We start from the raw sequence: 24,223 nt of genomic DNA on the forward strand, positions 1-24,223 counted from the left end.
CGCTCATGAGGATCAATCCCATTCTGCCGTCTCCCTCGCTCGACAGCGAGCAGGGCGACATTCCTACTTTGCAGAATCAAGACATTTTAACTTTGCGCCAATAATGTCAAGTTGCATAATAGGAATTATGGAACGTGAAAAAGCGCTGAAAAATCAATGGATTGATGAGGTAGGACACCGAGTTGGAAGCCTAGGCCTAGAATCGCCTTGTCAGCGGCGCTCAAAGGTGGTGCCACAAGCTATTGAGCCAACTGACATGACGGCGCCGCACGCAGACGTCTCGAAGAAAGTCATATATGCACCAACGGGCTCTCTCGGCGTCCATGGCGGTTCCCAGCTTAGCCACTCAAAAGCGCTTGGCTAGCCAGTTTGCGAAAAGTCGAGCTTTTGCACCTGCCCGGGTGTGGATCTTCAGATAGAATGCCGAGGGCGACGGAATACTTTGAGACACCAATACGATCAGGCGTCCGTCTTGCATCAGATTTTTGACCAACCCGTCCCAACCCAGCACCGCACCGACATCGTCCTGGGCAGCCTGAAGGGCGATCATGTAGTTGTTTACGGAAAACCTGCGACCCTTTGGGGTCGGGTATCCAAGTGCCTGAAACCACTCCGGCCAGTTGGTCCAGCTGGTTTCCTCGTTATTCATATGAATCAGGGGCGCCATGAGTAGATCTTCAACTGTGGCGATACCGTACTCGGCGGCGAACCTTGGGGTGCCGAGGGCGACGATCCGATCTTGGAAGAGTTTGAAACACTCCTCGAGGTGTTCCTGCGCATCCCCGTATTGAATGCTTAGGTCGCAACTGATTGCTGTTGCGGGCACGTCGCTAACGATCTGCGAGACCGTCACGGTTGGATGATTTTTCCAGAAAGCTGAAATCTTCGGCGTAAGCCATAGTGAGCTGACCGCCGTGGTTGTCCGGATGGTCACGTCAACAGTGTCAGAGCGATCGCGCATGTGCACGACGGCCTCCGAGATCGTCTCGAGCCCGCGCTTCACCGCAACGAACAAAAACGCCCCCTTTTCGGTCAATTCGACACCACGGCTCCGGCGCAAGAACAAGTTACATCGCAGGTCACTTTCCAGCGCCTTGATCTGGTGGCTGATTGCTGCGGGCGTCACGTTCAATTCGTGGGCGGCTCTTTTGAAACTGGCGTGGCGCGCGGCCGCCTCAAAGCAGATGAGGGCGTTGATGGAGGACAGGTCATAGGGTCTTGGCATCTAGTGGAATCTTCAGATCGTTTCAGGGGTCTCATGCATACGCCCCCTACAAGTGAGAGGTTAGCAAAACTAAATCAGGTTGAAACTAATTGCCATTGCGCCAGGGGCCTTGAGGCGAGAAAAGCTCAACGCAAAATAGACTCGACGGAATTTCGGCATGAACGCTACCTCGCCCTCCATCCAAGATTTGTTGGCGCGCCGTGTGCCGGGCTATGCCCTTGAGCAGCCGTTCTACACATCGCCGACGATTTACCAGCTCGATCTCGAGCACATCTTCTACCAAGAATGGCTCTATGCGGCTCCGGCGTGCCAGCTAGCGAAAGCGGGCAGCTACGTGACGATACGCGTCGGCGCTTATGAGGTGATCATTGTTCGAGGCCGCGATGGCGAAATCCGCGCTTTTCACAACTCCTGCCGTCATCGCGGCTCGATGATCTGCAAGGCGCGCGATGGCCAAGTTGCTAAGCTCGTCTGTCCCTACCACCAGTGGACCTATGAACTCGACGGGAAGCTGATCTGGGCAAATGACATGGGGGCCGACTTCGACATGTCCAAGCATGGGCTGAAGCCGGTGCAGCTGCGCAATCTGGAGGGCCTGATCTACATCTGTATAGCGGCTACCCCGCCAGACTTCGAACCGTTTGCCAAAGTGGCCCTTCCCTACTTGAAGGTCCACGACCTCAACAATGCGAAGGTAGCGTTTATGGCGACCATCATCGAGAAGGCCAACTGGAAGCTTGTGTGGGAAAATAACCGCGAATGCTACCATTGCAGCAGCAACCACCCGGCACTTTGCCGCTCATTCTCGCTAGACCCGGAAGTGGCGGGCGTCTCTGCTGACGGTTCAGTCTCGGCGACGCTCCAGGCGCATTTCGATCGTTGCGAAGCCGCGGGCGCACCTGCGCAGTTTCGGCTGGCAGGCGGCGGCCAATATCGTGTGGCACGGATGCCATTGCAGCAAAAGGCCGTAAGCTACACGCTGGACGGTAAGGCTGCCGTGCGCAAGAATCTTGGCCAGGTGGCTCTGCCCGAAGCAGGCTCGCTGTTGATGTTTCACTATCCATCGGCCTGGAACCATTTTCTGCCAGACCATTCGCTTACTTTCCGGGTCGTGCCGATCAGCGCCACGGAAACAGAAGTCACAACCATCTGGTTGGTGAACAAAGACGCTGTTGAAGGCGTCGACTACGATCTCAAGCGCCTGACTGAAGTCTGGATCACCACCAATGACGAGGACCGCGAGATTGTAGAAACCAATCAGCAGGGGATCCTATCCCCCGCCTATGTTCCCGGACCCTACTCGCCGGTTCAGGAAAGCGGCGTGACACAATTTGTCGATTGGTACGCAACCTGGATCGAGCGCGCCCTTGCGCCGCTTAAGGCGGCAGCGGAGTAGCCGATGAGTGCATTCAACAAGCTCACCGTTTGGACGGATGCCGAGACGCTTGAATGCGTCACTCGCACTCCAGAAGCACCGAATGTTGTGACCTTCAGCTTCCAGAGTCCGTCCCGGGCGCTGTTCAATCATGAACCGGGGCAGTTCGTCACGCTGAAACTGCCCGTTCCTGACGGGCCGCTCTATCGCACCTACACGATCTCATCTTCGCCTTCGAGGCCCACGGCGCTTACGGTCACCGTCAAGGCACAGGATGGATCTATCGGCACGAAGTGGATGCTGAACAATTTGCACAAAGGCATGCGCATCAAGGCCATCGGGCCTGCGGGGAAGTTTTCGATCGTTCATCATCCGGCGGATAAATACCTCTTCATCTCAGCCGGTTCCGGCATTACGCCCATGGTGGCAATGACGACTTGGCTTTATGATTCCGGTCGAGAGCCAGACATTGTTTTTATAAACTGCGCGCGCCGTCCGTCAGACATCATCCTGCGTGACAGAATGGAGCTCATGGCTTCGCGCATCATCGGCATCGATCTGAAGTGGGTCGTCGAAGAGGCTGATCCCTTCCGGTCCTGGACTGGCTATCGAGGAATGTTCAACCAGATCATGCTGGGCCTGATGGCGCAGGATTATCTAGATCGCGAGGTGTTCTGCTGTGGACCCGAGCCCTTTATGCGGGCCGTCCGCGAGGCGCTTGCCGGGCTCGGCTACGACATGACACGCTACCATCAGGAAAGCTTCGCGGCAGAGCCGGACCACGCCGAGGATGTGCCAAACGACGTGGTGCCGAGCGACGAAAATCAGGCTGAGATCGTCTTCGCCTCGTCTGGCGTTACAGCGAAATGCGCCGAGACCGATACCCTTCTTGCAGCAGCACGCACCGCGGGTCTGATGATTCCTTCAGGGTGTTCGATGGGAATCTGCGGAACCTGCAAGGTCCGAAAGACCGAAGGGCAGGTGCATATGGTGCACAATGGCGGCATCACCGACGAGGATATCGCCGATGGCTATGTTCTTGCCTGCTGCTCCCGCCCGATCGGTCGGGTGACCGTCGCCGCATAAGCATTCGAATCCATCCGGCCCATGGGCGCGGCAATGATGGACGATGCAGTCGGCTGAGAGCGAGCCAGCTTATGGCCCGAAGGGATAGTTGGCCATATCAGAGGCGGCGTTCGACCGGGGCCGGATGAACTCGTGAACAAACTTGATCTCGCTCACTTTGTCTCTAGGGGGAATAGGGACGCTGAAAGCATAACCGGCAATGAGCGTTTATACCGACCCGCCTGCCGTACTGTTCCGGACAATTTGAAAAGATCCGCCGCCATGCCCTGACAAAACCCGCAGAGCGGCGCTCGTGACGTCTCAGCAGATCCTGACACGGTAGGCGATGCTCGCATGCTCAGCCGGTCACAGTCGTCGGGGCGAAGGCGGTCTGCATTGCATACACACGCTTGTCGTTGGGCTAGCAATTCGTCCGAGGAATAGAGGTGGGAGCCAGGGCGCGCTGTCAATGCGCAGGGACGGCCGGCCGCGCCCGCTCCAGCGCGCGTCGAGGCTGTCGTCGACGATAGGGAACTGGCAGGTTCGGCAAATTGGGCAGGGTGATTGTTATCTGAGAACCGGAAGTTGTGGCAAGAAGCGGAAGTTGTGGCGGGCTTGCGGCAAGCTCGCAAGCACGCCATGGCCATGCGCTTTGTCTATGTCTCAAATTGTCGACGGACTGTCGCAAGCGTCGCACCGGCGCACAAACGAACATTTACGATCGCGGCCGGATCTCAACACCCAGCGGTACTGAACTCAGAATACGCGGGGCTTTGCCCGAATGCCCGGTGTTTTTCGCGCGGGGCAAAATGAAGGATAACTCCGAAATGAGCACGATCGTGAAAATGGAAGAACAGGTCGGTCGCGAGAAGAGCGCTACGCGGTCGGGCGCCCCAAAGGCGCCGTCAAATCCCTTCTTCGGAGTAGGCCCGATCACGGACGCGACAATCGATGAGGTTGCGGGGCGATTGCGGCGCAACGAATTCGATGCCTGGCTGGAGGCCAACTATCGCAAGCTCGATGACAAGGGCAACGACCTCGGTCCATTCACGACGGCTGAAATCGCTCGCAGCATGCATAGAGGCTATCCGGCGGACAAGATCCTGACGGACATGATGCACTCCATCCATCAGTATTTCGAATTTCCCAAACAGAATCTGATGGCCGTGGGACTTGGCGGCGGGCATAGCGGATTCACGGTCGCGGTCATGCACCTCATGAACCCGAACAACGAGAAGCAGCGCGTTTACGTCGACACGACGAAACCGGAGGCCGCCGAGTCCGGCGGTGCGGGCTTCTTCAGGCAATCCTGGGCTACCCAGCTTCTCGAACTTCAGAAGTTTGCGCAAAGCGGCAGCTCCGACAAAATTCAGTTCGCCAGCGTCGAGGGGTCCATTCCCACCGCAAAGGAACTCGAGGCGCTCGGCACGACGCTGTTCCTCGGCGTCGGGCACGAGACCACGGGTGCCAACACCTATAGCCGATCGGAAATCGAGGAGCTTTTGACGTGGCTCGATCGAGATCCTGAAAACCGCCACGCCGTCCTCGACGCAACGTCGATGCTGGGAGCGATGCCTTGGGGTGAGGGTATCGTGCGGGAAGCTCTCGCGAAATGTTGCGTCTTCATGCCGTTCCAGAAGGCGATTGGCGGCATCTCCGGCTACTTCGTTGTTTCGTTCACACGGCAAGCGCTGAAGCTTGTCGAGAACAATCAGAACGATCCCGCATGGGCCATTCCGCGCCAGCTAAAGCTGGCCCCTCCTGTCGATGCAAAGCTTCCGGTCAGCGGAAAGAGATCTTTGGCTATCGGTCCGTTCTATGACGCAGGACAGCAGCGCATGCTTGGTGGCGTCATCAACACCTACAGCGCACTGGCCTTCGCCGAGACCACATTTGGCCTGCTCCAGGCTGCCCGGCGTGTTGGCTCCGTCGGCGATCTCAACCGCCGCTCGGTCGAGAACCGCCGGGTGATCTCTGACTGGGTCGACAACAACTCGCTGCTGAAGTTCACCGTCAGCGAAGCTGAAAAGCGCGGCGCTGCCGTCGTTCTGCTCAAGGTCGTCGACCCCGACATCACCGACAAGGAGGTTCATGCCCGGATTATTGCCCGCTCGAAGCAGCTTCTCGGCTATGAAGGCATCACGCATGTGAATGGCGAGTACGAAAAGGGCCTGGACGCCGCTCGGTACGTGAACGCATTTCCGGGCATGCCCGGCGACTACCGGGCCTGGATCGGGGGCATCCGCGACCCGGAGGACGTCCGCCTCCTGCTCGAGAACCTCGCCTATGCCTATCGCAGAGCGAAGGTTGCCGTTCTCGAGGAGGAACTGGCCGCGCAAGGCGAGCGGTTCGAAAGCACCCCCTCGGCCGTAGGCCTTGCCAGGAAGGATGATCCCGAACGGGCCTACACCGTCCTAATTGCCGACTTGCTAGGGCTGCGCCTTGGCGAGAATGGCATGCCAGACAGCAGCGAGATCGCAGCCTACATCTGTGAAAAGGGAGGCAAGTTCCACCTCGGGCCCCTGCGGGATCGCAACGTCCTGAAACGGGGAAAAATCCACTTCTTCTATCAGCCGGGATTGAGCACCCAGGACGAGCTTCTGGGCTGTACGGCCCATGGCGAGTACGATGCCATCATCACGGCGGCCACCTTCATTCCCAAGCAGTCGGTCTTTGCGCATGGTGGCATCAGAATTGGCGCCGGCACCGGCAACATGGGCTCGAGCTCATGGGGCGGCCCCGACGGCGACAGTGGCGCCGCGCCGCTCATGAACACACCGGGCATCAATAGCCGAGCAACGGCTCAGATGGCCATGAAGGCGCTCCTCAAGGTCGCTCCTACCCTTCCCGTCGACGAGCTGCATGACAGGACCGTGGCTGGGAACTTCGACACCGGGCGCGACCTGAAGGATTTCCCGACCGCAAAGCTCGAGGGGCAGAAACTGGCTGTCCTGGGATACGGCAATATCGGCAGGGAGGTTGCCAAACTGGCATCGGCCTTTGGCATGCGCGTTTGCGTCTATGCCCGGGAGCGCCATCGGGTTTGGATCGAGTCCGAGGGCTTCGAATATGCCGACACGCCGCTCAAGGCAGCGACGGACGCCAACGTCCTCTCGATTCACGTCGGACTCGGACGCCTCGATACCTCGACAGGCAAGTTCACCAATGCTGGTCTTGTGAACCATAACGTTCTGTCAAGACTGGCCGATGGCGCGGTGCTTATCAACTATGATCGCGGCGAACTTATCGACATCGATGCGCTCGACGCAGCCTTGCTCTCGGGCAAGGTCAGCCATGTGGCGGTGGATGCGGACATCTTCAGCGACGCGAACGATGGCGCGTTGAGAGGGCCGCTTACTCCCTATCTGCCGTTAAACAAGCGGTATCCCGGCAGGCTTGAGCTGCTTCCGCACGTCGCTGCCGACACCGACCATCCTACGCGCGTCGCAGGCGCCAAGCAGGCCGTCGACCAGATCTTCGACGCAATCCAGTTCAAGGCGGTGCGGAATTTGAAAGGCGCGCTGCCGGAGGGATACGTTGACTTGGGCTCGACGGTTCCCGCCGGCATCGGCAAGTCGACCTCGGCCAGCCTTGGCGCACTTGCGGGTCAGCCCGAACAGTGGAAGGCGCTGCGTCAGCTCTCCGAACGGATCGCGGCGGTTATCGGCGGGATCGATGCGACACCGGACCCGGAACGGCGGGCGAGCCTGGTCAGCAGGTATCACCGCGACCTGGCACTGGATCTGCTCAACCACCGACGCATTCTCGACGATGCCGGTCTCTACGCACCAGCTGCATCATGAAGATGGATGTACGACCAAGCTCGGTTGGCTCCGGGTGGTGGAGATCCTAGCTTCGCCCGCAGATTGTCGTAGGCGATCTTGAGAGCTGCTTCATCCGCGACCTTCCACAGGACGCCGTTCGATCACTGTTGTGATCAATGTCCGGCGTTGCCGTCTTAAGCACCACGGGATAGCCGATTGAACGGCCACTCTATAAATTTAGCGTTTTCGTGGGCTACGACAGTAGGCCTGCCCCGAGCTCGTTAGATGGACCCTGCGGGATTGCTTTTGGAGGTGTCTCCGGCGCGCGAAAAAGTCGCCACCCAGGTGACTTAATTTCGTGCCGGCTCATCGATTGCGTTCTTATACAGTTCGGTCGATCCAACCCCCATCCATCGCGATCAGAGAACGCCGAATTCCCGATGATTCCGAGCACGATGACTGCCGCAGTTCTGACAGGTCATGGCGGCCTTGAAAAACTTGCGGTTCGAAACGACGTCCCTGTGCCGCGACCAAAAGCGGGTGAATTGCTCATCCAGGTTGGCGCCGCCGGCGTTAACAACACCGATATCAACACACGCATCGGATGGTACTCGAAGAAGGTCGAGGCCGAGACCAGCGACGGTGGGGCGCTTGGCTTTGCTGCTATCGACGACGACGATGCAAGCTGGTCTCGAACTCCGCTCAAGTTTCCACTTATCCAAGGCGCAGACGTGTGCGGCCGTGTCGTCGCTGTGGGAGAGGGAGTACCCAGCGAGCGCGTCGGCCAACGCGTCATCGTGCGCAACATGCTGCGAACCTATGTGGACTACCGCCCCTACGAGTGCTGGACGCTGGGAAGCGAGTGCGATGGTGGATTTGCGCAGTTCACGGTTGCCCCGGCGCGTGAAACTTACGCCGTCAGTTGTGACTGGAGCGATGAGGAACTGGCCGCCATTCCCTGTGCCTATTCGACAGCGGAAAACATGCTGGACAGGGCCGCCGTGGGAAGGGAGCGTGTGCTCGTCACGGGAGCCTCGGGAGGCGTAGGGCTCGCCGCGGTGCAACTGGCCAAGCGCCGGGGTGCGACCGTCATCGGGGTCTGTTCGACGAATAAGGCCGCGGAAGTGAAGGCCCAAGGAGCCGACCTGACCGTCGACCGCAACAGCGATCTGGTTGGCGCCCTGGGTTCGGAAACCGTCGATGTCGTTATTGATCTCGTGGGGGGCCCGCAGCTGCGGCAGCTCCTTGAGTTGTTGCGCCGCGGCGGCCGGTTCGCGGTGGCGGGCGCGATCGGAGGACCGATCGCCGAAATCGACATCCGCGATGTGTACCTCAAAGATCTGACTTTGTTTGGCTGTACATTCCAGGAAGACCAGGTGATCGAAAATCTCGTCCGCTATATCGAGAACGGAGAATTCCGGCCTGTGATCTCACGCGTATACCCGCTGAGCGAGATCGCCGTGGCGCAGCAGGACTTCCTGTCGAAGTCTCACACCGGGAAGCTCGTGCTCGTGCCGCCGCGATCATAATCCAAACCAGCCTTCATCCTCGAAGACCAGACAGGCCATCCATGAAAATAGCCAGAATTGAGCTCTATAAGGTCGACCTTCCCTACTACGGCGGGGTTTATCTTCTGTCTGGGGGGCGCGAGTATACGTCGTTTGACGCCTCGATCGTGCGTATGGTCGCGGACGATGGGACAGAGGGATGGGGTGAGAGCACTCCGTTCGGTGCCACCTATATTGCGTCCCATTCGCTTGGCACCAGGGCGGGAATCGCCGAGATCGCGCCGGCCTTGCTCGGCCGCGATCCTCGCCAGGTCGACCGCATCAACGACGCGATGGATTTCGCACTGGTCGGGCACAATCACGCCAAAACGGCGTTCGACGTCGCCTGCTGGGATATCTTTGGCAAATCAGTCGGCATGCCGGTTGCGGAACTGCTGGGAGGTGGGACAGGAAAGCCCCTTCCGATGATCTCGTCGATCTATGCTGGCGATCCGGAAGAGATGCGCCGCCGCACGGCGGACCACCGCGCGAGGGGATATCTGGGGCATTCCGTCAAGATCGGAGCATTGGACAGCGAAGGAGGCCCCGCTCTAGATGCCGAACGGATCGCTGCGTGCCTGGCAGACAAGAAACCAGGCGAGTTCTTTATCGTCGATGCGAATGGCGGTCTCCTTCCCGAAACCGCGCTGAGAATGCTGCGGTTGCTGCCGCAGGGGCTGGACTTTGTCCTGGAGGCTCCCTGCGCGACGATCCGGGAAACCATGTCGCTGCGCAGGCGCTGCCCCTACCCCATCGTAATCGACGAGCTCGTCCAGCTCGATGAAGACGTTGCCTTCATTGTGGCAAACGATCTGGCTGACGGCATCGGCCTTAAGATTTCGAAAGCCGGTGGCCTGACACATGGCCGGCGGCACCGCGACATCTGCCGTGCTGCAGGCCTGACGGTGAGTGTCCAGGAAACCGCTGGCTCCACCATCGCCTTCGCCGCGATCGTTCATCTTGGCGCAACCGTGCCGACGCGACTGCTGCGATGCGTGCTGAAAAGCGATGATATGGTCACGACGAAAACGGCCACCTTCAACGCGCGATATGGCGACGGGGGCGTTATCCCGCCGAACCTGCCCGGGCTCGGGATCGAGGTCGACCGCGCCATTCTAGGCGAGCCTCTTTCGGTCTGGGGCGACTAGCGAATTGGCTTTCCGCGCAGCGCAGATAGACAGGCTACGGCCCCTGGCCACAACAGGCCAGCGGCCAGTGCGATATCTGAAGGCCGTGGCGACATCTTGTGATGTCCCCCCGGGCTATACGGACGACCGGAGGGAATCATATGGGCAAACGCTTCATGGGAATATGAGAGAAGTTTATGAAGTATTGGGAGCATATCCCCCCGGTCCAGGCCATGCTGGCGGTCGAGGCGACCGCAAGGCTGGGTAGCTTTTCCAAGGCTGCCAGCGACCTTAACGTGACGCAGGCGGCGATCCGCCATCTCATGGCGCAGGCGGAAGACTTCCTCTGTACTGCGCTCTTCGTGAGGCAGGCGCGCCGATTGCAACTGATATGCGAAGGCCGCCGCTATGTGGACGCAATCGTGTCGGGCCTCAATATCATCTGGTTGGAAGGTGAATCCCTGCAGCGCGCATCGAAGTCAGATACACTAACAGTATCGTGCAATCTTGGTTATGCGAACTATCTGGCTTCTGCCCCGAAAAAATTCCAAGACCTTCATCCGAATGTCACGGTCAACGTCGTTACCGCCTACCAGGAACTGCCAACCCTTGCCAAAGACATCGACATGTCGGTGAGATTTGGGAACGGCGGCTGGCCAGAATGCACCTCACACCTCCTGTTCGCCGAGGAGATCGTGCCGGTCGCAAGCGCATCATACGCCAAAAGCATCGGCAGGATCGAATCACCGGAGGAGTTGTTGAAGCTGACCCTTCTGCATGCCAGAGCCGATGACAAGACATGGTTCAACTGGAAACAATGGTTCCGGCGCTTTGGGGTCACCGTATCCGGTGGGTTACCCGGTCCTGTTTTCGATAACCATCTCATGATGATGCAGGCCGCACGGGCCGGTGGCGGGATCGCGCTGGGTTGGATAGGAACGGCGAGCGAACAGGTCCGGCGGGGACAACTCGTTGAACTCCTGCCGGAGAAGATCGCCGCCGGCGGGGGCGTCTATCTCGTCTCCCGAGCAGAAACAGCATTGAATAAGACTGCCGCGCTTTTTGCGAACTGGCTCATGTCCATGCCCCGTCCCACTTTCGGTATCAGCTGGAATCCAAGAGCGGAGAGCAGTGTGCCGATCGATCACGACCAACGTAGCGAACTGCCCATACACGACTTCGTGGGTCGGGAGTGAGACGTCACGAGCGCGACGCATCCAGTTCCACCGAGAACGCGGCCTGGATACGAGGCTTACAACGGACGTTCTTGAAGCGCCCGATCTGGCTTGGCGAAATCGCTCGATCCGCACGGTACAAGAGACGTGCCGCACCCGAAAGTCAGCAGTCCCCGCCGGGCGGCGCGCAGACAGACGTCGGACTTGTTGAATGCAAAATCGGTTGGCCTCGAAGTTTGGTGCGATTGTGCAATGGAATGTCGCATCCAGCGCGGTATCGGCCCGCTCGTAATGCCCAAAAATGAAAACCGGCCGGCGTCGGTCTCAGCGGAGCGGACCACTGCAAATGTCGATTGTTCTCTCATCGTCGGAAAAGCCGGCGGCCCTAACACCTTCCACTTCCGCGCAGGTCAGCCGGCCTGGAGAGCCCGAAACTTTGCTCAATATACGCAACCTCCGGATTGAGGCGACGGTCTACGCACTGGGCGAGAGTCCAAAGAGCGTCACTCTGGTCGATGACGTTTCGCTCACACTGGAACGGGGCAAGGTCTTGGGCCTGATCGGCGAATCCGGCGCAGGCAAGTCAACCATAGGCCTGGCCAGCATGGGTTATGGTCGCGGCGGGGTCAAAATAACTGGCGGCGAGATCATCTTTAACGGCCGTGACATCCTGAAGATCGGCGCAAGTGGCATGCGGAAACTGCGGGGCCGCGAAATCTGCTATGTTGCGCAATCGGCTGCTGCCGCATTCAACCCCGCCCACCGGCTGATGGAGCAGGTAGTGGAGGCGGCATTTCTACATGGCATGGTAACACGGACCGAGGCTGAAAGGCGAGCGATCGCCCTGTTCAAAAAACTCGGCCTACCTGACCCCGAGAATATCGGCATGCGTTTCCCCCATCAGGTTTCGGGAGGCCAATTGCACCGGGTCATGACGGCCATGGCGCTATGCTCGGAGCCAGACCTGATTGTCTTCGACGAGCCTACCACGGCGCTTGACGTCACCACACAAATCGACGTGCTCTCCGCGATCAGGGAGGCCATCCGCGACACTGGCGTTGCGGCGCTGTACATCACCCACGACCTTGCGGTAGTAGCCCAGGTCGCGGACGAGATTATGGTACTGCGACACGGCAAGCTCGTAGAGCGGGGAATGACGCAGCAGATCATCAAGCAGCCGCAGGAGCAATACACGCGCGCCCTCGTGTCTGTGCACCATATCGATCACGATCAGAAGGACAGAGGCAATGCGCCTGTGCTGTCAGTTAAAGGTCTCACGGCAGGGTAGGGCGACGGTGCAATCAAAGTCTTACGTGACGTTTCCCTGGACCTTCAGGCTGGAGAAACGCTCGCTGTAGTCGGCGCATCGGGCTCGGGGAAATCGACGCTGGCACGGGTGATCACTGGGTTGTTGCCGCCTTCGGCAGGTAGCATCCAGTTCGACGGGCGCGACCTTCCCCCGCGGCTGGCCGAGCGCTCGAAGGAGGATCTGCGGCAACTTCAAATGATCTACCAAATGGCGGACACTGCGATGAACCCCCGGCATACCGTTGCCACGATCATAGGACGGCCGCTTGAATTCTATTTCGGCATCAATGGTGCAGAGCGCGATCGGCGCGTGGCCGACCTGCTTGACAAGATCGAGATCGGCACGACCCTCGCGAACAGGTATCCGGCAGAACTGTCGGGCGGACAAAAGCAGCGTGTTTGCATCGCGCGTGCCCTTGCGGCAAAACCCAAGCTGATCATCTGCGACGAGGTGACGTCGGCACTTGATCCCTTGGTTGCCAATGGAATTTTGAAGCTGTTGCTGCAGCTGCAGAAGGACGAGGAGGTAGCCTATCTCTTTATCACCCATGATCTCGCAACGGTAAGATCGATCGCCGATTCGATCTCGGTAATGTATCAGGGACAAGTGGCCCGCTATGGGCCAAAAGATCAGGTCCTCAGCCCGCCGTTCGATCCTTATACTGAGCTTCTTCTTTCTTCCGTCCCTGAGATGGAGGTCGGCTGGTTGGACAAGGCGATTGGCACCCGGCGGATGGAGAGCGCCGGGAATTAGCAATAGCTGCCATATTGATAACGTTGTGACCAAGTTCGGTTGGGCAATTCGCTCGGCAGCGCAACAAGTTATACATGAGACATCTATGTCTCTTAGGACCGGCGTGGACACCTGATCGGCGTTGGTCGGTCAGGGTTGCGGCTAAACGCACTCCACGCGGCCCTGGGCCTGACTGGAATTGGGGCAGAACCTCGATGTTCAGCGCTTGCGGCGTGCCTTGTCTTGGCGCTTGAGATAAACACCGTTTACTTGTGGGAGCGGAACGCTACCGGACGCGCGCGGGTCTCCAGATGGAGTGCGAGCGTATCGAAACGGCTTAAAATGCTCTGTGACGTCAAAAGCCGCCGGAGATCTGCGGGCGGTCACTTCACTGCATATCCGCCATCAATCCGCAGATTGACGCCAGTGATGTAGCTTGCCGCATCGGATGCCAGAAAGACAGCAGGCCACGCGATTTCGTCCACACTGCCGCGACGGCCAAGTGGCGCCATGATGCGAACGTCTTCGTCGTGGTCAACGGCCGTCCCGGGCGCCACTTCACCAGTTGGAGGACGTGCTCTGTATATCCCGGATTTATCGAGTTGACCCGAATGGCATAAGCTCCCCATTCAACGGCCAGATTTCGACACATCTGGTCGACCCCTCCCTTTGCCGAGGCAATGGCCGTCAGCTCTGAGTAGCCAACTTCGCTGGAGTTTGCCGAGACGGCAATGATCGAGCCCCGTTTCTGAGCGATCATCTGGCGACCGGCAGAACAGGCGACGTTAAAGTAGCCCGAAAGGGATACCGCCATCACCTGAGCCCAGTCTTCGTCCAGCATCGTCGCAGCTGGTGCGTGAATTCCTATTCTCGCATTACACACGGCAAAGCGGCTGACACAGAAATTGGACTAGCTTGTCGCATTGGTCACTTGCCGTTATATCCGTCACCAGCGGCTCGGCACGGACACCAAAGGACCGACACTCATCGGCAACAACGGCCGCCAACTCGGCCAAGGTGCGTGAAGCAAGGACGACATCGGCTCCGCACGATGCCAGACCCAACCCAATTGCTTTTCCTAACCCTCTACCGGCGCCCGTGACGATCGCCGTTTTGCCTGCCAGGCTGAAATGCGATGTGCTCATCTGCTACGCCTCTCCTAGCTTGCGCCGAAGGTGCGCATTTTCTTCGGCCCGCACGGCCCGCTCGAAACTCATTTGGGCGATCGCGGAAGCCTGGAACTGCCGGAAGCCCAAAATAACTGGGGAGCGACTGCAAAGCTAACATGGCAGCCCTTGGACCATATTTTAGCAGCTACCCAGGCCCGGGCCGACCCATGCAGGCACAGCCAGCCTGCACTGTTGAGGGGTAACGCCATGGACAACCCTAAAACACTTTGAGAAGTGTGAAGCGGACACGAAGCCACACGCAACGGCGACCTCTATCAGGGGCATCCGGGTGCCTTGAACAAGTCGCTTGGCGCGATCAACCCGAATCTTCAGATGATGTCGAACGGGTGGAAGCCCCAGGTGTGTCGTAAAAAGCCGTTCTAATTGACGCCGCGAAATGCCAACGACGGCTGCCACCTCGTCCATTGATAACGGTGTCTCGACATTTTCTTCCATAACTTGCATGGCGGCGACAAGCTTCTCGCTGGCGCCCGCGAATGCAAGCCCTGAGGGGCCAGTCTGACGGTTGGTTCCGGACCGCTGACCTTCAACAGTGGCATGGCGGCAGACTTCTTGGGCAATAACCACACCGGCATGGCTTCCGATCAGGTCGACTGCTAGGTCGAATGCGGCCAATTCGCCAGCACAAGTCGAGAATTGCCCGTCCTTGACAAACAGAGTATCGCGAATACGCGGTCGGTGGAACACTTCGGAAAAGGCCGCGAGCCGTGACCAGTGAATCGTGCACCGGGTTTCCCCCAAAAGGCCAGACTGCGCAAGCAACCACGAAGCAGTACCGATCGCCGAGATAGCGATGCCCCGCCGTGCGACGGAGCGAAGAAATGTACTGAGCGACGGTGTAAGTTGTTTTTCAATCGGCTCGCCCGCGACGATAACAAGATGGTCAAATCTTACGTCATTGCCGCTACCGGCACCGAGATCGAAACATCCCCTTCCCCGTAGCAGTTGATGGTCACCGTACCCGCCCGGATGTCCCGAGCGATGCGATGGGCCTTACCGAGGTTGGCTGAGAACACCGAAGCGGCAAGTCCATAGGGAGTATCGTTAGCAACCCGGACGGCCTCGTCGGCGTTCGCCACCGTGATCACCGAAAGTACGGGACCGAAGATCTCCTCGCGCGCTATCGTCATCGAAGGAGTGACATTGTCGAAGATGGTTGGCTCAATGAAGTAGCCCTTGCCGCTTTTGTGTGCGTTGCCGCCGGTAACGACTTTAGCCCCTTCAGACCGGCCTTTCTTGAACCAAACACCTGCTTCGAATGCCGACCTGGCCTTTTCGACTGCCAAATCAACATCCGCTTTACCGCACGACGCGATCTTAGCGATGACCTGCCCCGTTGCGGGGTTCGTGGTTTCAAAGGTTTCGCGAGGCCGCGCGTGACTTCCCATCGATCAACGCATTGGTTGGCAGCGGCAGACTATCCGCGAGGCCCTGGTATTCCTCACGCGTTAAGAGCGATGACATTTTCAGGAACCTTCTTCTGGGATTTGCCGACGATTGAGGCAATGAGAGTCTTGAGCGTGCAGATTACGGTTTCGAGTTCGCGTTTCTGCTCGTCGTCAAGGCCGCGCATCGGGCGACGGACCGGCCCAGCTGGCAATCCTGCAAGCTCACAACCAAACTTGATACTCTGCACGAATTTGCCGCCCTGCTCGAGGAATCTCATCAAAGGGAGAAGGGCCGACATGATCTGGCGTCCCTTGGCAAAGTCCTTTTCGATAACACAAGCGTTGTACAGGGCCAGGTGTTCAGCCGGCAGGCAGTTGCCTGCGCCGCAAACCCACCCTTTGGCTCCCCAGGCAAAGAATTCCAGTGCCTGATCATCCATGCCGCAGAACAGGTCGATGTGGGGGTAGTCGCGGGCCAAGGCGTGAAGCTGGTTAATGCTGCCGCTCGACTCCTTGATCGCACAGAAATTCGAGCTGCGACCGACGCGATCCAGAAACTCAAGATCCATCATCGTGCCGGTACGGCCGGGATAGTTGTACAGCATGATGGGAAGGTCTGCCGCCTTGTCGATGGCCAAGGCGTGGTTTGCGAGTTCAAGCTGCGTAGGGACCGCGTAGTACGGGGAGCCTATCAGGATGCCGTCATATTTCAGGTCACGGGCAAGCAGGGCGTATTCGATGCAATCTTCGGTCCGGATGGCGCCTATCCCGGCAATCAGGGGTATTTTGCCTTTGACCAGCGAGCCCGCGAGTTTCAGCAGACCAACGCGCTCGTCCCGTGACTGGGCGTAATATTCCCCGGTTGTGCCTCCCACGATGATGCCGTGAACACCTGCAGAAACCAAGTGCTCGACCATGACGCAGAAGCCGTCGCGGTCAATCGAACCGTCCGGGTGAAAGGGTGTGGTAACGGGCGGAATGATGCCTTTGAACGACATGAGCCTGGCTCCAGTTCGGCTATAGGCTCGTGCTTATAAGCAAGGTCTGACGATGCAACATCCGAAATAAAATCACTCGGCAGGCTACTTTTTTTCGCGGCTATCGCTCCGGAGATGCATGCTAATCCGGCTCATCACTAACGTCGGAGATAGACGAGCGTGCGTGGAACAATGAAACCGTTTGCTTCTAGCAGTCTACCAGTGATGCACTGGGCCGGCGCAGCCCCTGGCACCTTCTTCCCGTCGGGGGATCTGGCGGGCCCAGCACAAGGCCCCGAGGCCCCTTTGCAGCACGTTTTGATATCGGCAGCCCGCCGCCTGCATAAATGGGTCCAAAGGCCTGATGGCGAGCAAACGCCAACCATCCATCTCGTGCCAGGGTTTCCCTGGTAACTCTAACGCACGACCGATGCACGTGCCCTCGATGGGCACCGGCTTATCGCGACCGACGTTGAATAACTGTCATCCGGCAGGTGACAATTTCTCGCGACTATCGACCCAGAGGGCCGTGTTATCCCGATATGGCAGCCTTTCTGGGGGGAGCACACGCATGCTTGCGTCTGGTGAAATTCATGAAGTGGCGGGAGGAACGTCGGTGGGCAACCGCGACCTCTGAAGGCCCCGCCGGTTGCATAACTATAACAATAGCAATGAGGAGAACAGCAATGAACAACTGGGATGAACGTTCGAAGCCTGCTGCCGGTGTCAGCAGAAGGACCTTATTGAAGACCGCGGCTGGCGCCGGCGCCCTCGCCCTGGCTTCGTCAAGCGGAATCTACGGCGCTGTCGCTCAAGGGTCGCAACCGAAGAAGGGTGGCCATTTCAAGATTGGGATCGGCGCCGGTGCGACGTCGGATTCTCTCGACCCGGGTTCATTTGCCAACCAGTTCACCGAGTTGTACGGCAAAACCATTCATAATTATCTCACAAGCATCGACGCTGACGGTAAGCTAAACGGGGAACTCGCCGAGTCCTGGGACGTGTCTAAAAACGCGAAGACCTGCAGCTTCAAGCTGCGGAGCGGGGTCGAGTTTCACAACGGAAAGACCTTGAGCGCCGAAGACGTCGTCGCCTCGATCAACCACCATCGCGGTGCAGACACCAAGTCTGGGGCCAAGACGATCGTCGATCCGATTGACGATGTGCGTGCTGACGGAAAAGGAACCGTGGTCTTTACTCTGAAGACCGGCTACGCGGACTTTCCGTACCTGTTGGAGGATTTTCATCTCGCGATCGTACCTGCCAAAGACGGCAAGGCAGACCTATCCGGGGTCGGTGCCGGGGGTTACGTCGTTGATAAGATCGACTTCGGGGTCAAGGGTTCCGGCAAGCGGTTCGCCAATTACTGGAAAACGGATGCGGCTTGGTTCGATTCGTTCGAGGCCCTTGCCATTCAGGACGTCACTGCCCGTACCAATGCGCTGACTACCGGTCAGATCCACGCCATGGACAGGACCGACCTGAAAACCGTTCATCTTTTGGAGCGGAACAAGAACCTGGAGATCTTGTCGGTCGCCGGAACTCAGTTTTACTGCACGCCCACGGATTGCGCTGTGGCGCCGTTGAGCAATCCAGACGTCCGCCTGGCCCTGAAATATGCCATCGACCGTCAGCAGCTGCTGGACACCTTGCTGCATGGGCACGGCAAGCTTGGCAACGATCATCCGATCGGGACTACAAATCGATTCTACGCCAAAGATCTGGAACAACGGCAGTTCGATCCGGACAAGGCTCGGTTCCATCTCAAGAAGGCTGGCCTTTCGGAGCTGAACATCGACCTGTCGGCCGCTGACGCGGCGTTTGCCGGAGCGGTGGATACTGCGGAGATCTACCAGCAGAACGCTTCCAAGGCCGGCATCAATATCAAAGTGGTCCGGGAGCCAAATGATAGCTATTGGGATTCCGTTTGGTTGAAAAAGCCGTTCTACATGAGCTACTGGCTCGGCCGTCCCACTGCAGACTGGATGTTTTCCCAAGGCTATGCCGCCGATGCGGCCTGGAACCAGGGCCATTGGAAAAACGGACGCTTCAACGAACTGCTGCTGGCGGCCCGGTCCGAACTCGACGACGCCAAGCGTTTGACGATGTACACGGAAATGCAGAGCATTATCAGAGACGATGGCGGCGAAGTCATCCCGGTCTTTGCGAACAATGTCAGTGCTTTGTCGCGTAAAGTTGGGCATAACAAGATCGCGTCCAATTGGGATCTGGACGGGTTCCGCTGTGTTGAGCGCTGGTGGTTCGCTGAAGCCTGAGCTTTTTTGAAAGCTAGTCATGAACTCTATCGCCAAGATTGTTGGTCAGCGCGTTGCACTCGGCGCGCTGACCCTCTGGATTGTATCCCTCATGATTTTCGCGGGGATACAGTTCCTGCCGGGCGATATTGCAACGCAAATGCTGGGGCAATCAGCGACACTGGAGACGGTTGCTGCTTTCCGGAGGAGCCTTGGCCTCGACGTCCCCCTCTACCTCAGGTATTTCGACTGGCTCGGCGGGATACTCCAGGGAAACTTTGGTACGGCACTCTCCAATGGGCGAGAGATCGGGGAACTGATTGCCCCTCGCCTATTCAACACCATGTTTCTGGCTGTGAGCGCGGCCGTGATTTCCGTGCCGCTCGCACTGCTTGGTGGAATCGTAGCAGCGCTGCATCGCAACACATTTCTCGACCGTGTCCTCAACGTCGTCGTATTGGCCTCGATCTCCTTCCCCGAGTTCTTTGTGGCCTATATCCTGATTCTGCTCCTGGCCGTCCACGCAGGCATTCTACCGAGCTTGTCCGACGTCGATTCAAGCACCACCCTTCTGATGCGGCTGAATGCCGTCGCGCTGCCCGCATTCACGCTGGCCATAGTCGTGCTGGCTCATATGATGCGGATGACCCGCACATCCATCATCAACCTCCTCGGTAACCAGTACATTGAGACGGCCCGGCTCAAAGGGATGTCCGAATGGCGCGTCATGGTCAGGCATGCGCTACCAAACGCGCTGGCGCCTATAGCCACCGTCGTCGTGCTCAATCTTGCCTACCTCATCACCGGTGTCGTCGTCGTGGAGGTTGTGTTTGTCTACCCAGGGCTTGGTCAGCTGATTGTAGATTCCGTGCAAAAGCGTGACATTCCGGTCGTCCAAGCGTGCAGCTTGATCTTCGCGGCCACCTACGTACTTCTCAATCTGACCGCCGACATCCTTTCGATAGTGATGAACCCGCGGCTGATGCACCCAAAATGAGCCTTTGTTCCGATGACCGGCTACAGAAAGTGACGACATGACAGCCGTGCAGCCCGGAGCGCTGAAAAAAGGGGTTAGCTTGCTCGCATCAGCGCCTTTGAGTGCGCAGTTCGGCATGGTCGTGATCGTGCTTTACCTCGTCGCAGCCGTGTTCGCGCAACAGCTTGCCCCGTATGGCGAAGCCCAGATCGTCGGCGATCAATTCGAGCCGTGGAGTTCGAGTTTTTGGCTTGGAACTGACAATCTTGGCCGAGACATGTTCACGAGGCTCATTTTCGGGGCGCGAAATACCATCGGCATCGCCCTGCTAACGACTTCCCTGGCATTTTCGATTGGAACTTCGGCCGGGCTCGCGGCCGCAAATTTCGGAGGCTGGACAGACCAAGTGCTCTCCAGACTCGTGGACATAATGATGTCCATTCCGCAGCTCATCTTCGCGCTGCTCCTTCTGTCCATCTTCGGAACAACGACGACATCACTTGTATTGATTATTGCGGTCCTCGACTCGACACGCGTCTTCCGACTCTGCAGGGCGGTGGCGATCAACGCGGCGGTGTCGGACTATGTTGAGGCTGCCAGGCTCCGGGGGGAAGGTCCCATGTGGATTATGGGGCGTGAGATCCTGCCCAACATCCTTCCAACCCTGATCGCTGAATTTGGCCTCCGCTTTTGCTTCGTGTTTCTCTTGATCAGTGGTCTCTCGTTCCTCGGCCTGGGCATCCAGCCGCCTACCTCGGACTGGGGATCGATGGTCAGGGACAGTGCAACCCTCATCGCCTACGCCGATACCACGCCATTGCTCCCGGCCGGGGCGATCGCCCTGCTCGCCGTGTCAGTGAATTTGGTAGTGGACTGGTTCCTGCATGCGGCTAGCGGATTGAAAGACTGAGGTCCATGCAAGTTCAGTCAATCACTTGAGCGCCGTCGTTGGTGCGGGTGCCAAACCTGCCGACTAGCTGAGCCACAGCATGACGGCCGGTGGCCTCATCAGGGTCAAGGTGCGCCTCGTCGAGGCGAGCGACCAACGGCACCTCAGGTACTAGCTAGTCTAGTGCGCGTCCATAAAGGCAAGCTGCTGATATTATTGAAGGAATCGTGATTTTGGGCAGGCAAGGCCCGGCGGTTTCAGATACACGTCGAGATCAAGCCACTGATTCCAAAGCGTTTCTGCCACCGCCGGAGCCGACAATGCGCCAAGAACGCACCGTCCAATCCAGTGTATTTGATCTTTTCGCCGGACACGAGAAGCGCGCCTATGGCTTGGCCCGCTGCACCTGGCGCGGGCTCAACCACTTCGTCGGGCTGCGTTCAGGAGCACGCCGGCGAGCGCCGGCCGATACCCTATGACCCCGTTGCCGCCAGATCGACCCCCGGCTGCGACATCCATGCACTTGTACCATCACGCGTCCCCAAAACATCGCTTCAGCAGGCCAAAGACCCCTGAAAACTCCGGGAAAACAGCCGTTTATGGACGCTCACTAGACTAGGGATCGGATGGGATTGGAGACTGGCCTGGCTAAGCCAGGCCATAGCCGCCCTGTGCGCGACGGCGGAGGTTGAGGAGAAGGCTAGAGCATGTTGCCGTTGATTTCAATCGGATGGGATTGAACGAACATGAAGTAATCGCGGAAGCGGTGGCCACCTGAGATGTGGCGGCGATGTTCGAACATCTGGCCGGCTGGCTGTCCTCCGATAGGATGAAGAACGGGCTCTCGATCGACACCCGGCCCAGCCGCCGAACGGAGGACTGCTATGGAACACTATATCGGTCTCGACGTATCCATGAAAGAGACGGCAATATCGATCCGGCAGAACGGTAAGAGAGTTTGGCGGGGCAAGTGCGCGTCCGACCCACAACTGCTCGCGGCGGTGATCCGCAAGCGCGCACCGCATGTCCGGCGGGTCGTGTTCGAAACGGGGCCGCTGTCGGTGTGGTTCTACCATGCGTTGACGGCAGAGGGCCTGCCGGTGATCTGCATCGACGCGCGGCATGCCAAAGCCGCGCTCGACATGTCCGCAAACAAGACCGATGCGAACGATGCCGATGGCCTGGCACATCTGGCCGAGGTCGGCTTCTACCGAGAGGTCCGCGTCAAAGGTTTCGACAGCATGCTGATCCGCACGCTGATCACCGCGCGGCGCCAACTTCTTAAGATGCGTTTGCAGATATCCAATCAAATCCGTGGATTGATGAAGACGTTCGGCCTTGTCGTGCCCAAGGGCGCCGGAAGCGTGTTCGAACGCAACGTTCGCGACCTTCTGCGGGGTGAAGAAAAGCTGGCGCGCATTGTTGTGCCAATGCTGCAGGCATGGAGTGGTATCCGATACAAAATCGCAGAGCTGAGCAAGCAGCTGGCAGCGATGGCGCGTAACGACCAGCACTGCCGTCTGCATGTCAGTGCCCGGTGTAGGCACCGTCACAGCCACCGCCTTTGCCGCAGCGGTGGAGGATCCGGCCAACTTCAGGAACTCGCGCGCCGTGGGCGCATGGGTGGGCCTGACCCCGAGGCGCTACCAGTCCGGCGAGGTCGATAATGATGGTCATATCTCGCGCCGTGGCGACAATCAGTTGCGCGGACTGCTATATGAGGCGGCCGCGGTTATCCTGAACCGGTCGACGGATACCAGCAGCCTGCGAACCTGGGCGTTGGAGCTGAAAGATCGGCTCGGCTTCAAGCGAGCGGCCGTAGCGTTGGCGCGCAAGCTGGCGGTGATCATGCATGCGATGCTTCGGACGGGCGAGCTGTTTGATCCGCACGGAGGAACGCAAGCCGCTGTCTGATACCCCGGTCGCTCGCCTGCGACGATTCCGCCATACCATTCCACCAACAGCGTTCTTACAGACGCGTCAAGCTGTCCCTGCCGGGACGTGGCTGAGATCATTCCGCGAAGCGGGAAGCAACTGCCTCGATAAGCAGATTGCGCAACGAAGATAGGAAGATCTCACCTGCCAAACTCATCCTGCGGCGATCATCGCGTCGACCGCGTAGACGACCCTGTACCGGCATTCGGACGAACGAGAATCGACAGAAAGGACGACGGCCTTGCACTTACCCCCTTGACGGTGGAGCGATTAGACGACCCGTTGACGCGGGATTGGCGTGTGCATTGGCTGGAATGGCCTCCTGATGGGAAGGTTTGGTTGCTGAGACCAACCCTGACCAGGAGACCATCCCATGGCTGAAGCCACGGCAGCGGTAAGCCCGCTGCGCCGTCGCACGATCGACGACATGAGCTTGCGCAAACTGTCGCCCGCGACGCAATGATCCTATCTGCATGCGGTGACGAAGTTCAGCCGTTATTTCGGCCGGTCGCCGGATCGGCTGGGGCTGGAGGACGTCCGTGCGTTCCAGGTTTATCTGGTGTCGCAGGGCATTTCCTGGCCGGCGCTGAACCAGACGGTCTCTTGAGCGTTGCGGCGACGGCGTCGAACAGGACGGCATTGTGAAGAATGGCCAGGAACTCGATCTTAAAGACGACTGCCTTATTGTGAAAGGCGATCTCGGCGACTTCGGCCGGCACCGTCATGGGGCCAGGCGCTCACCCATCATCCGCACATCCATTGCCTCGTCCCCGGCGGCGCTCTCTCTTCCGATGGGCGCTAGCTCAGCTGCCGGCCACGCTTCTTCCTGCCCATCCATGTCCTCTCCCGCCTATTCCGGCGGCTGTTCCTCGAGCGGCTCCAGGCGGCCTATGCGGCTGGGCGACTGCGCTTCTCCGGCACGCTCGACGGGCTCGGTCAGGCCCATGCCTTCACGGCCGCCATCCGGCAGCTTCGTCGCAAGAACTGGATCGTCTATGCCAAGCCGCCGTTCGGCTCGCCCGAGCAGGTCCTCGCCTATCTCGGCCGCTATACCCACCGGGTCGCCATCGCCAACAGTCGCTTGGTCAGCGCCGACGAGACCAGCGTAACCTTCCGCTGGCGCGATTATCGTCACGGCAACGCCCCCAGATGTCGCTCGATCCGCACGAGTTCATCCGTCGCTCACATGACGAGTTTCAGGTCAAGTGATATCAAAGGCGCATAATTCCTCCTTTTCTGTTGGCGGAGCTTCCAGGGTTTGAGCCCAGCTGCGTTGACGCGGCGCGGCGTATTT

Annotated in this window: 17 protein-coding genes and 5 pseudogenes; 13 read left to right on the forward strand and 9 right to left on the reverse strand. The window is 58.8% G+C overall.

Translation table 11 applies throughout. The annotated features are described in order from the left end of the window. Nucleotides 1-346 precede the first annotated feature (346 nt). Nucleotides 347-1,225 carry a LysR family transcriptional regulator gene (locus NKH17_RS31845; protein ID WP_352973374.1) on the reverse strand — a complete coding sequence of 293 codons (879 nt, stop codon included), beginning with the start codon at nucleotides 1,223-1,225 and terminating at the stop codon, nucleotides 347-349. A gap of 157 nt (nucleotides 1,226-1,382) precedes the next feature. On the opposite strand from NKH17_RS31845, the gene NKH17_RS31850 reads away from it, so the two are divergent. Then, nucleotides 1,383-2,621, forward strand: coding sequence for an aromatic ring-hydroxylating oxygenase subunit alpha (locus tag NKH17_RS31850; protein ID WP_352973376.1), 1,239 nt, complete (start codon nucleotides 1,383-1,385; stop codon nucleotides 2,619-2,621). A gap of 3 nt (nucleotides 2,622-2,624) precedes the next feature. Further along, the gene (locus NKH17_RS31855) at nucleotides 2,625-3,686 is read left to right on the forward strand and encodes an FAD-binding oxidoreductase (RefSeq protein WP_352973378.1); all 1,062 of its coding nucleotides are present in this window, start codon (nucleotides 2,625-2,627) and stop codon (nucleotides 3,684-3,686) included. An 884-nt stretch (nucleotides 3,687-4,570) separates the two neighbouring features. On the opposite strand, the gene NKH17_RS31860 is transcribed toward NKH17_RS31855, so the two are convergent. Further along, on the reverse strand, nucleotides 4,571-5,203 hold the full coding sequence (locus tag NKH17_RS31860; RefSeq protein WP_352973404.1) for a hypothetical protein: 633 nt from the start codon (nucleotides 5,201-5,203) through the stop codon (nucleotides 4,571-4,573). 87 nt (nucleotides 5,204-5,290) lie between these two features. Between NKH17_RS31860 and NKH17_RS31865 the strand changes: the two genes are divergently transcribed. The 5 genes and pseudogenes from NKH17_RS31865 (at nucleotide 5,291) to NKH17_RS31885 (ending at nucleotide 13,340) form a co-directional block, all read left to right on the forward strand. Further along, nucleotides 5,291-7,468: an NAD(P)-dependent oxidoreductase gene (locus tag NKH17_RS31865; RefSeq protein WP_352973398.1), complete on the forward strand. Its 2,178-nt coding sequence runs from the start codon at nucleotides 5,291-5,293 to the stop codon at nucleotides 7,466-7,468. A 416-nt stretch (nucleotides 7,469-7,884) separates the two neighbouring features. Then, entirely contained in the window at nucleotides 7,885-8,958 is a 1,074-nt protein-coding gene (locus NKH17_RS31870) for an alcohol dehydrogenase family protein (protein ID WP_352973380.1), read from the forward strand. A 152-nt stretch (nucleotides 8,959-9,110) separates the two neighbouring features. Further along, nucleotides 9,111-10,124 carry a mandelate racemase/muconate lactonizing enzyme family protein gene (locus tag NKH17_RS31875; RefSeq protein ID WP_352973400.1) on the forward strand — a complete coding sequence of 338 codons (1,014 nt, stop codon included), beginning with the start codon at nucleotides 9,111-9,113 and terminating at the stop codon, nucleotides 10,122-10,124. A 176-nt stretch (nucleotides 10,125-10,300) separates the two neighbouring features. Continuing rightward, nucleotides 10,301-11,299: a LysR substrate-binding domain-containing protein gene (locus tag NKH17_RS31880; protein WP_352973382.1), complete on the forward strand. Its 999-nt coding sequence runs from the start codon at nucleotides 10,301-10,303 to the stop codon at nucleotides 11,297-11,299. 415 nt (nucleotides 11,300-11,714) lie between these two features. Then, a pseudogene (locus NKH17_RS31885) lies at nucleotides 11,715-13,340 on the forward strand (ABC transporter ATP-binding protein). A gap of 362 nt (nucleotides 13,341-13,702) precedes the next feature. Here the strand turns inward: NKH17_RS31885 and NKH17_RS31890 are convergent. From NKH17_RS31890 to NKH17_RS31915, 6 genes and pseudogenes are all read right to left on the reverse strand, one after another. After that, entirely contained in the window at nucleotides 13,703-13,948 is a 246-nt protein-coding gene (locus NKH17_RS31890) for an SDR family oxidoreductase (protein ID WP_352973384.1), read from the reverse strand. Further along, a pseudogene (locus NKH17_RS31895) lies at nucleotides 13,909-14,208 on the reverse strand (SDR family NAD(P)-dependent oxidoreductase); the annotation flags it as partial. The gene NKH17_RS31890 and the pseudogene NKH17_RS31895, both read right to left, overlap by 40 nt. After that, nucleotides 14,195-14,464, reverse strand: a complete 270-nt coding sequence (locus tag NKH17_RS31900; RefSeq protein ID WP_352973386.1) for an SDR family NAD(P)-dependent oxidoreductase — start codon at nucleotides 14,462-14,464, stop codon at nucleotides 14,195-14,197. The pseudogene NKH17_RS31895 and the gene NKH17_RS31900, both read right to left, overlap by 14 nt. 162 nt (nucleotides 14,465-14,626) lie before the next feature. Further along, nucleotides 14,627-15,454 (reverse strand): GlxA family transcriptional regulator, encoded by an 828-nt coding sequence (locus tag NKH17_RS31905; RefSeq protein WP_352973402.1) that lies wholly within the window; start codon nucleotides 15,452-15,454, stop codon nucleotides 14,627-14,629. Then, the gene (locus NKH17_RS31910; RefSeq protein WP_352973388.1) at nucleotides 15,400-15,897 is read right to left on the reverse strand and encodes an aldehyde dehydrogenase family protein; all 498 of its coding nucleotides are present in this window, start codon (nucleotides 15,895-15,897) and stop codon (nucleotides 15,400-15,402) included. Before NKH17_RS31910 ends, NKH17_RS31905 begins: the two co-directional genes overlap by 55 nt. Before the next feature lie 53 nt (nucleotides 15,898-15,950). Next, nucleotides 15,951-16,895 carry a dihydrodipicolinate synthase family protein gene (locus tag NKH17_RS31915; RefSeq protein ID WP_352973390.1) on the reverse strand — a complete coding sequence of 315 codons (945 nt, stop codon included), beginning with the start codon at nucleotides 16,893-16,895 and terminating at the stop codon, nucleotides 15,951-15,953. A 665-nt stretch (nucleotides 16,896-17,560) separates the two neighbouring features. Between NKH17_RS31915 and NKH17_RS31920 the strand changes: the two genes are divergently transcribed. From NKH17_RS31920 to NKH17_RS31940, 5 genes and pseudogenes are all read left to right on the forward strand, one after another. Further along, nucleotides 17,561-19,150, forward strand: coding sequence for an ABC transporter substrate-binding protein (locus NKH17_RS31920; protein WP_352973392.1), 1,590 nt, complete (start codon nucleotides 17,561-17,563; stop codon nucleotides 19,148-19,150). 19 nt (nucleotides 19,151-19,169) lie between these two features. Continuing rightward, on the forward strand, nucleotides 19,170-20,126 hold the full coding sequence (locus NKH17_RS31925) for an ABC transporter permease (RefSeq protein WP_352973394.1): 957 nt from the start codon (nucleotides 19,170-19,172) through the stop codon (nucleotides 20,124-20,126). A 37-nt stretch (nucleotides 20,127-20,163) separates the two neighbouring features. Further along, nucleotides 20,164-21,015, forward strand: a complete 852-nt coding sequence (locus NKH17_RS31930) for an ABC transporter permease (protein ID WP_352973396.1) — start codon at nucleotides 20,164-20,166, stop codon at nucleotides 21,013-21,015. Nucleotides 21,016-21,878: 863 nt separating this feature from the next. After that, nucleotides 21,879-22,908, forward strand: a pseudogene (locus NKH17_RS31935) (IS110 family RNA-guided transposase). Nucleotides 22,909-23,302: 394 nt separating this feature from the next. Next, nucleotides 23,303-23,530: pseudogene (locus NKH17_RS31940) on the forward strand (phage integrase N-terminal SAM-like domain-containing protein); the annotation flags it as partial. On the opposite strand, the gene NKH17_RS33565 reads toward NKH17_RS31940, so the two are convergent. Beyond that, on the reverse strand, nucleotides 23,418-23,654 hold the full coding sequence (locus NKH17_RS33565) for a hypothetical protein (protein ID WP_502910649.1): 237 nt from the start codon (nucleotides 23,652-23,654) through the stop codon (nucleotides 23,418-23,420). The pseudogene NKH17_RS31940 and the gene NKH17_RS33565 overlap by 113 nt on opposite strands. On the opposite strand from NKH17_RS33565, the pseudogene NKH17_RS31945 reads away from it, so the two are divergent. Beyond that, a pseudogene (locus tag NKH17_RS31945) lies at nucleotides 23,651-24,111 on the forward strand (IS91 family transposase); the annotation flags it as partial. The gene NKH17_RS33565 and the pseudogene NKH17_RS31945 sit on opposite strands and share 4 nt — an antisense overlap. Between the last annotated feature and the right edge of the window lie 112 nt (nucleotides 24,112-24,223).

The sequence above is a fragment of the Mesorhizobium sp. M1334 genome (assembly GCF_040317995.1).
Lineage (GTDB): Bacteria > Pseudomonadota > Alphaproteobacteria > Rhizobiales > Rhizobiaceae > Mesorhizobium.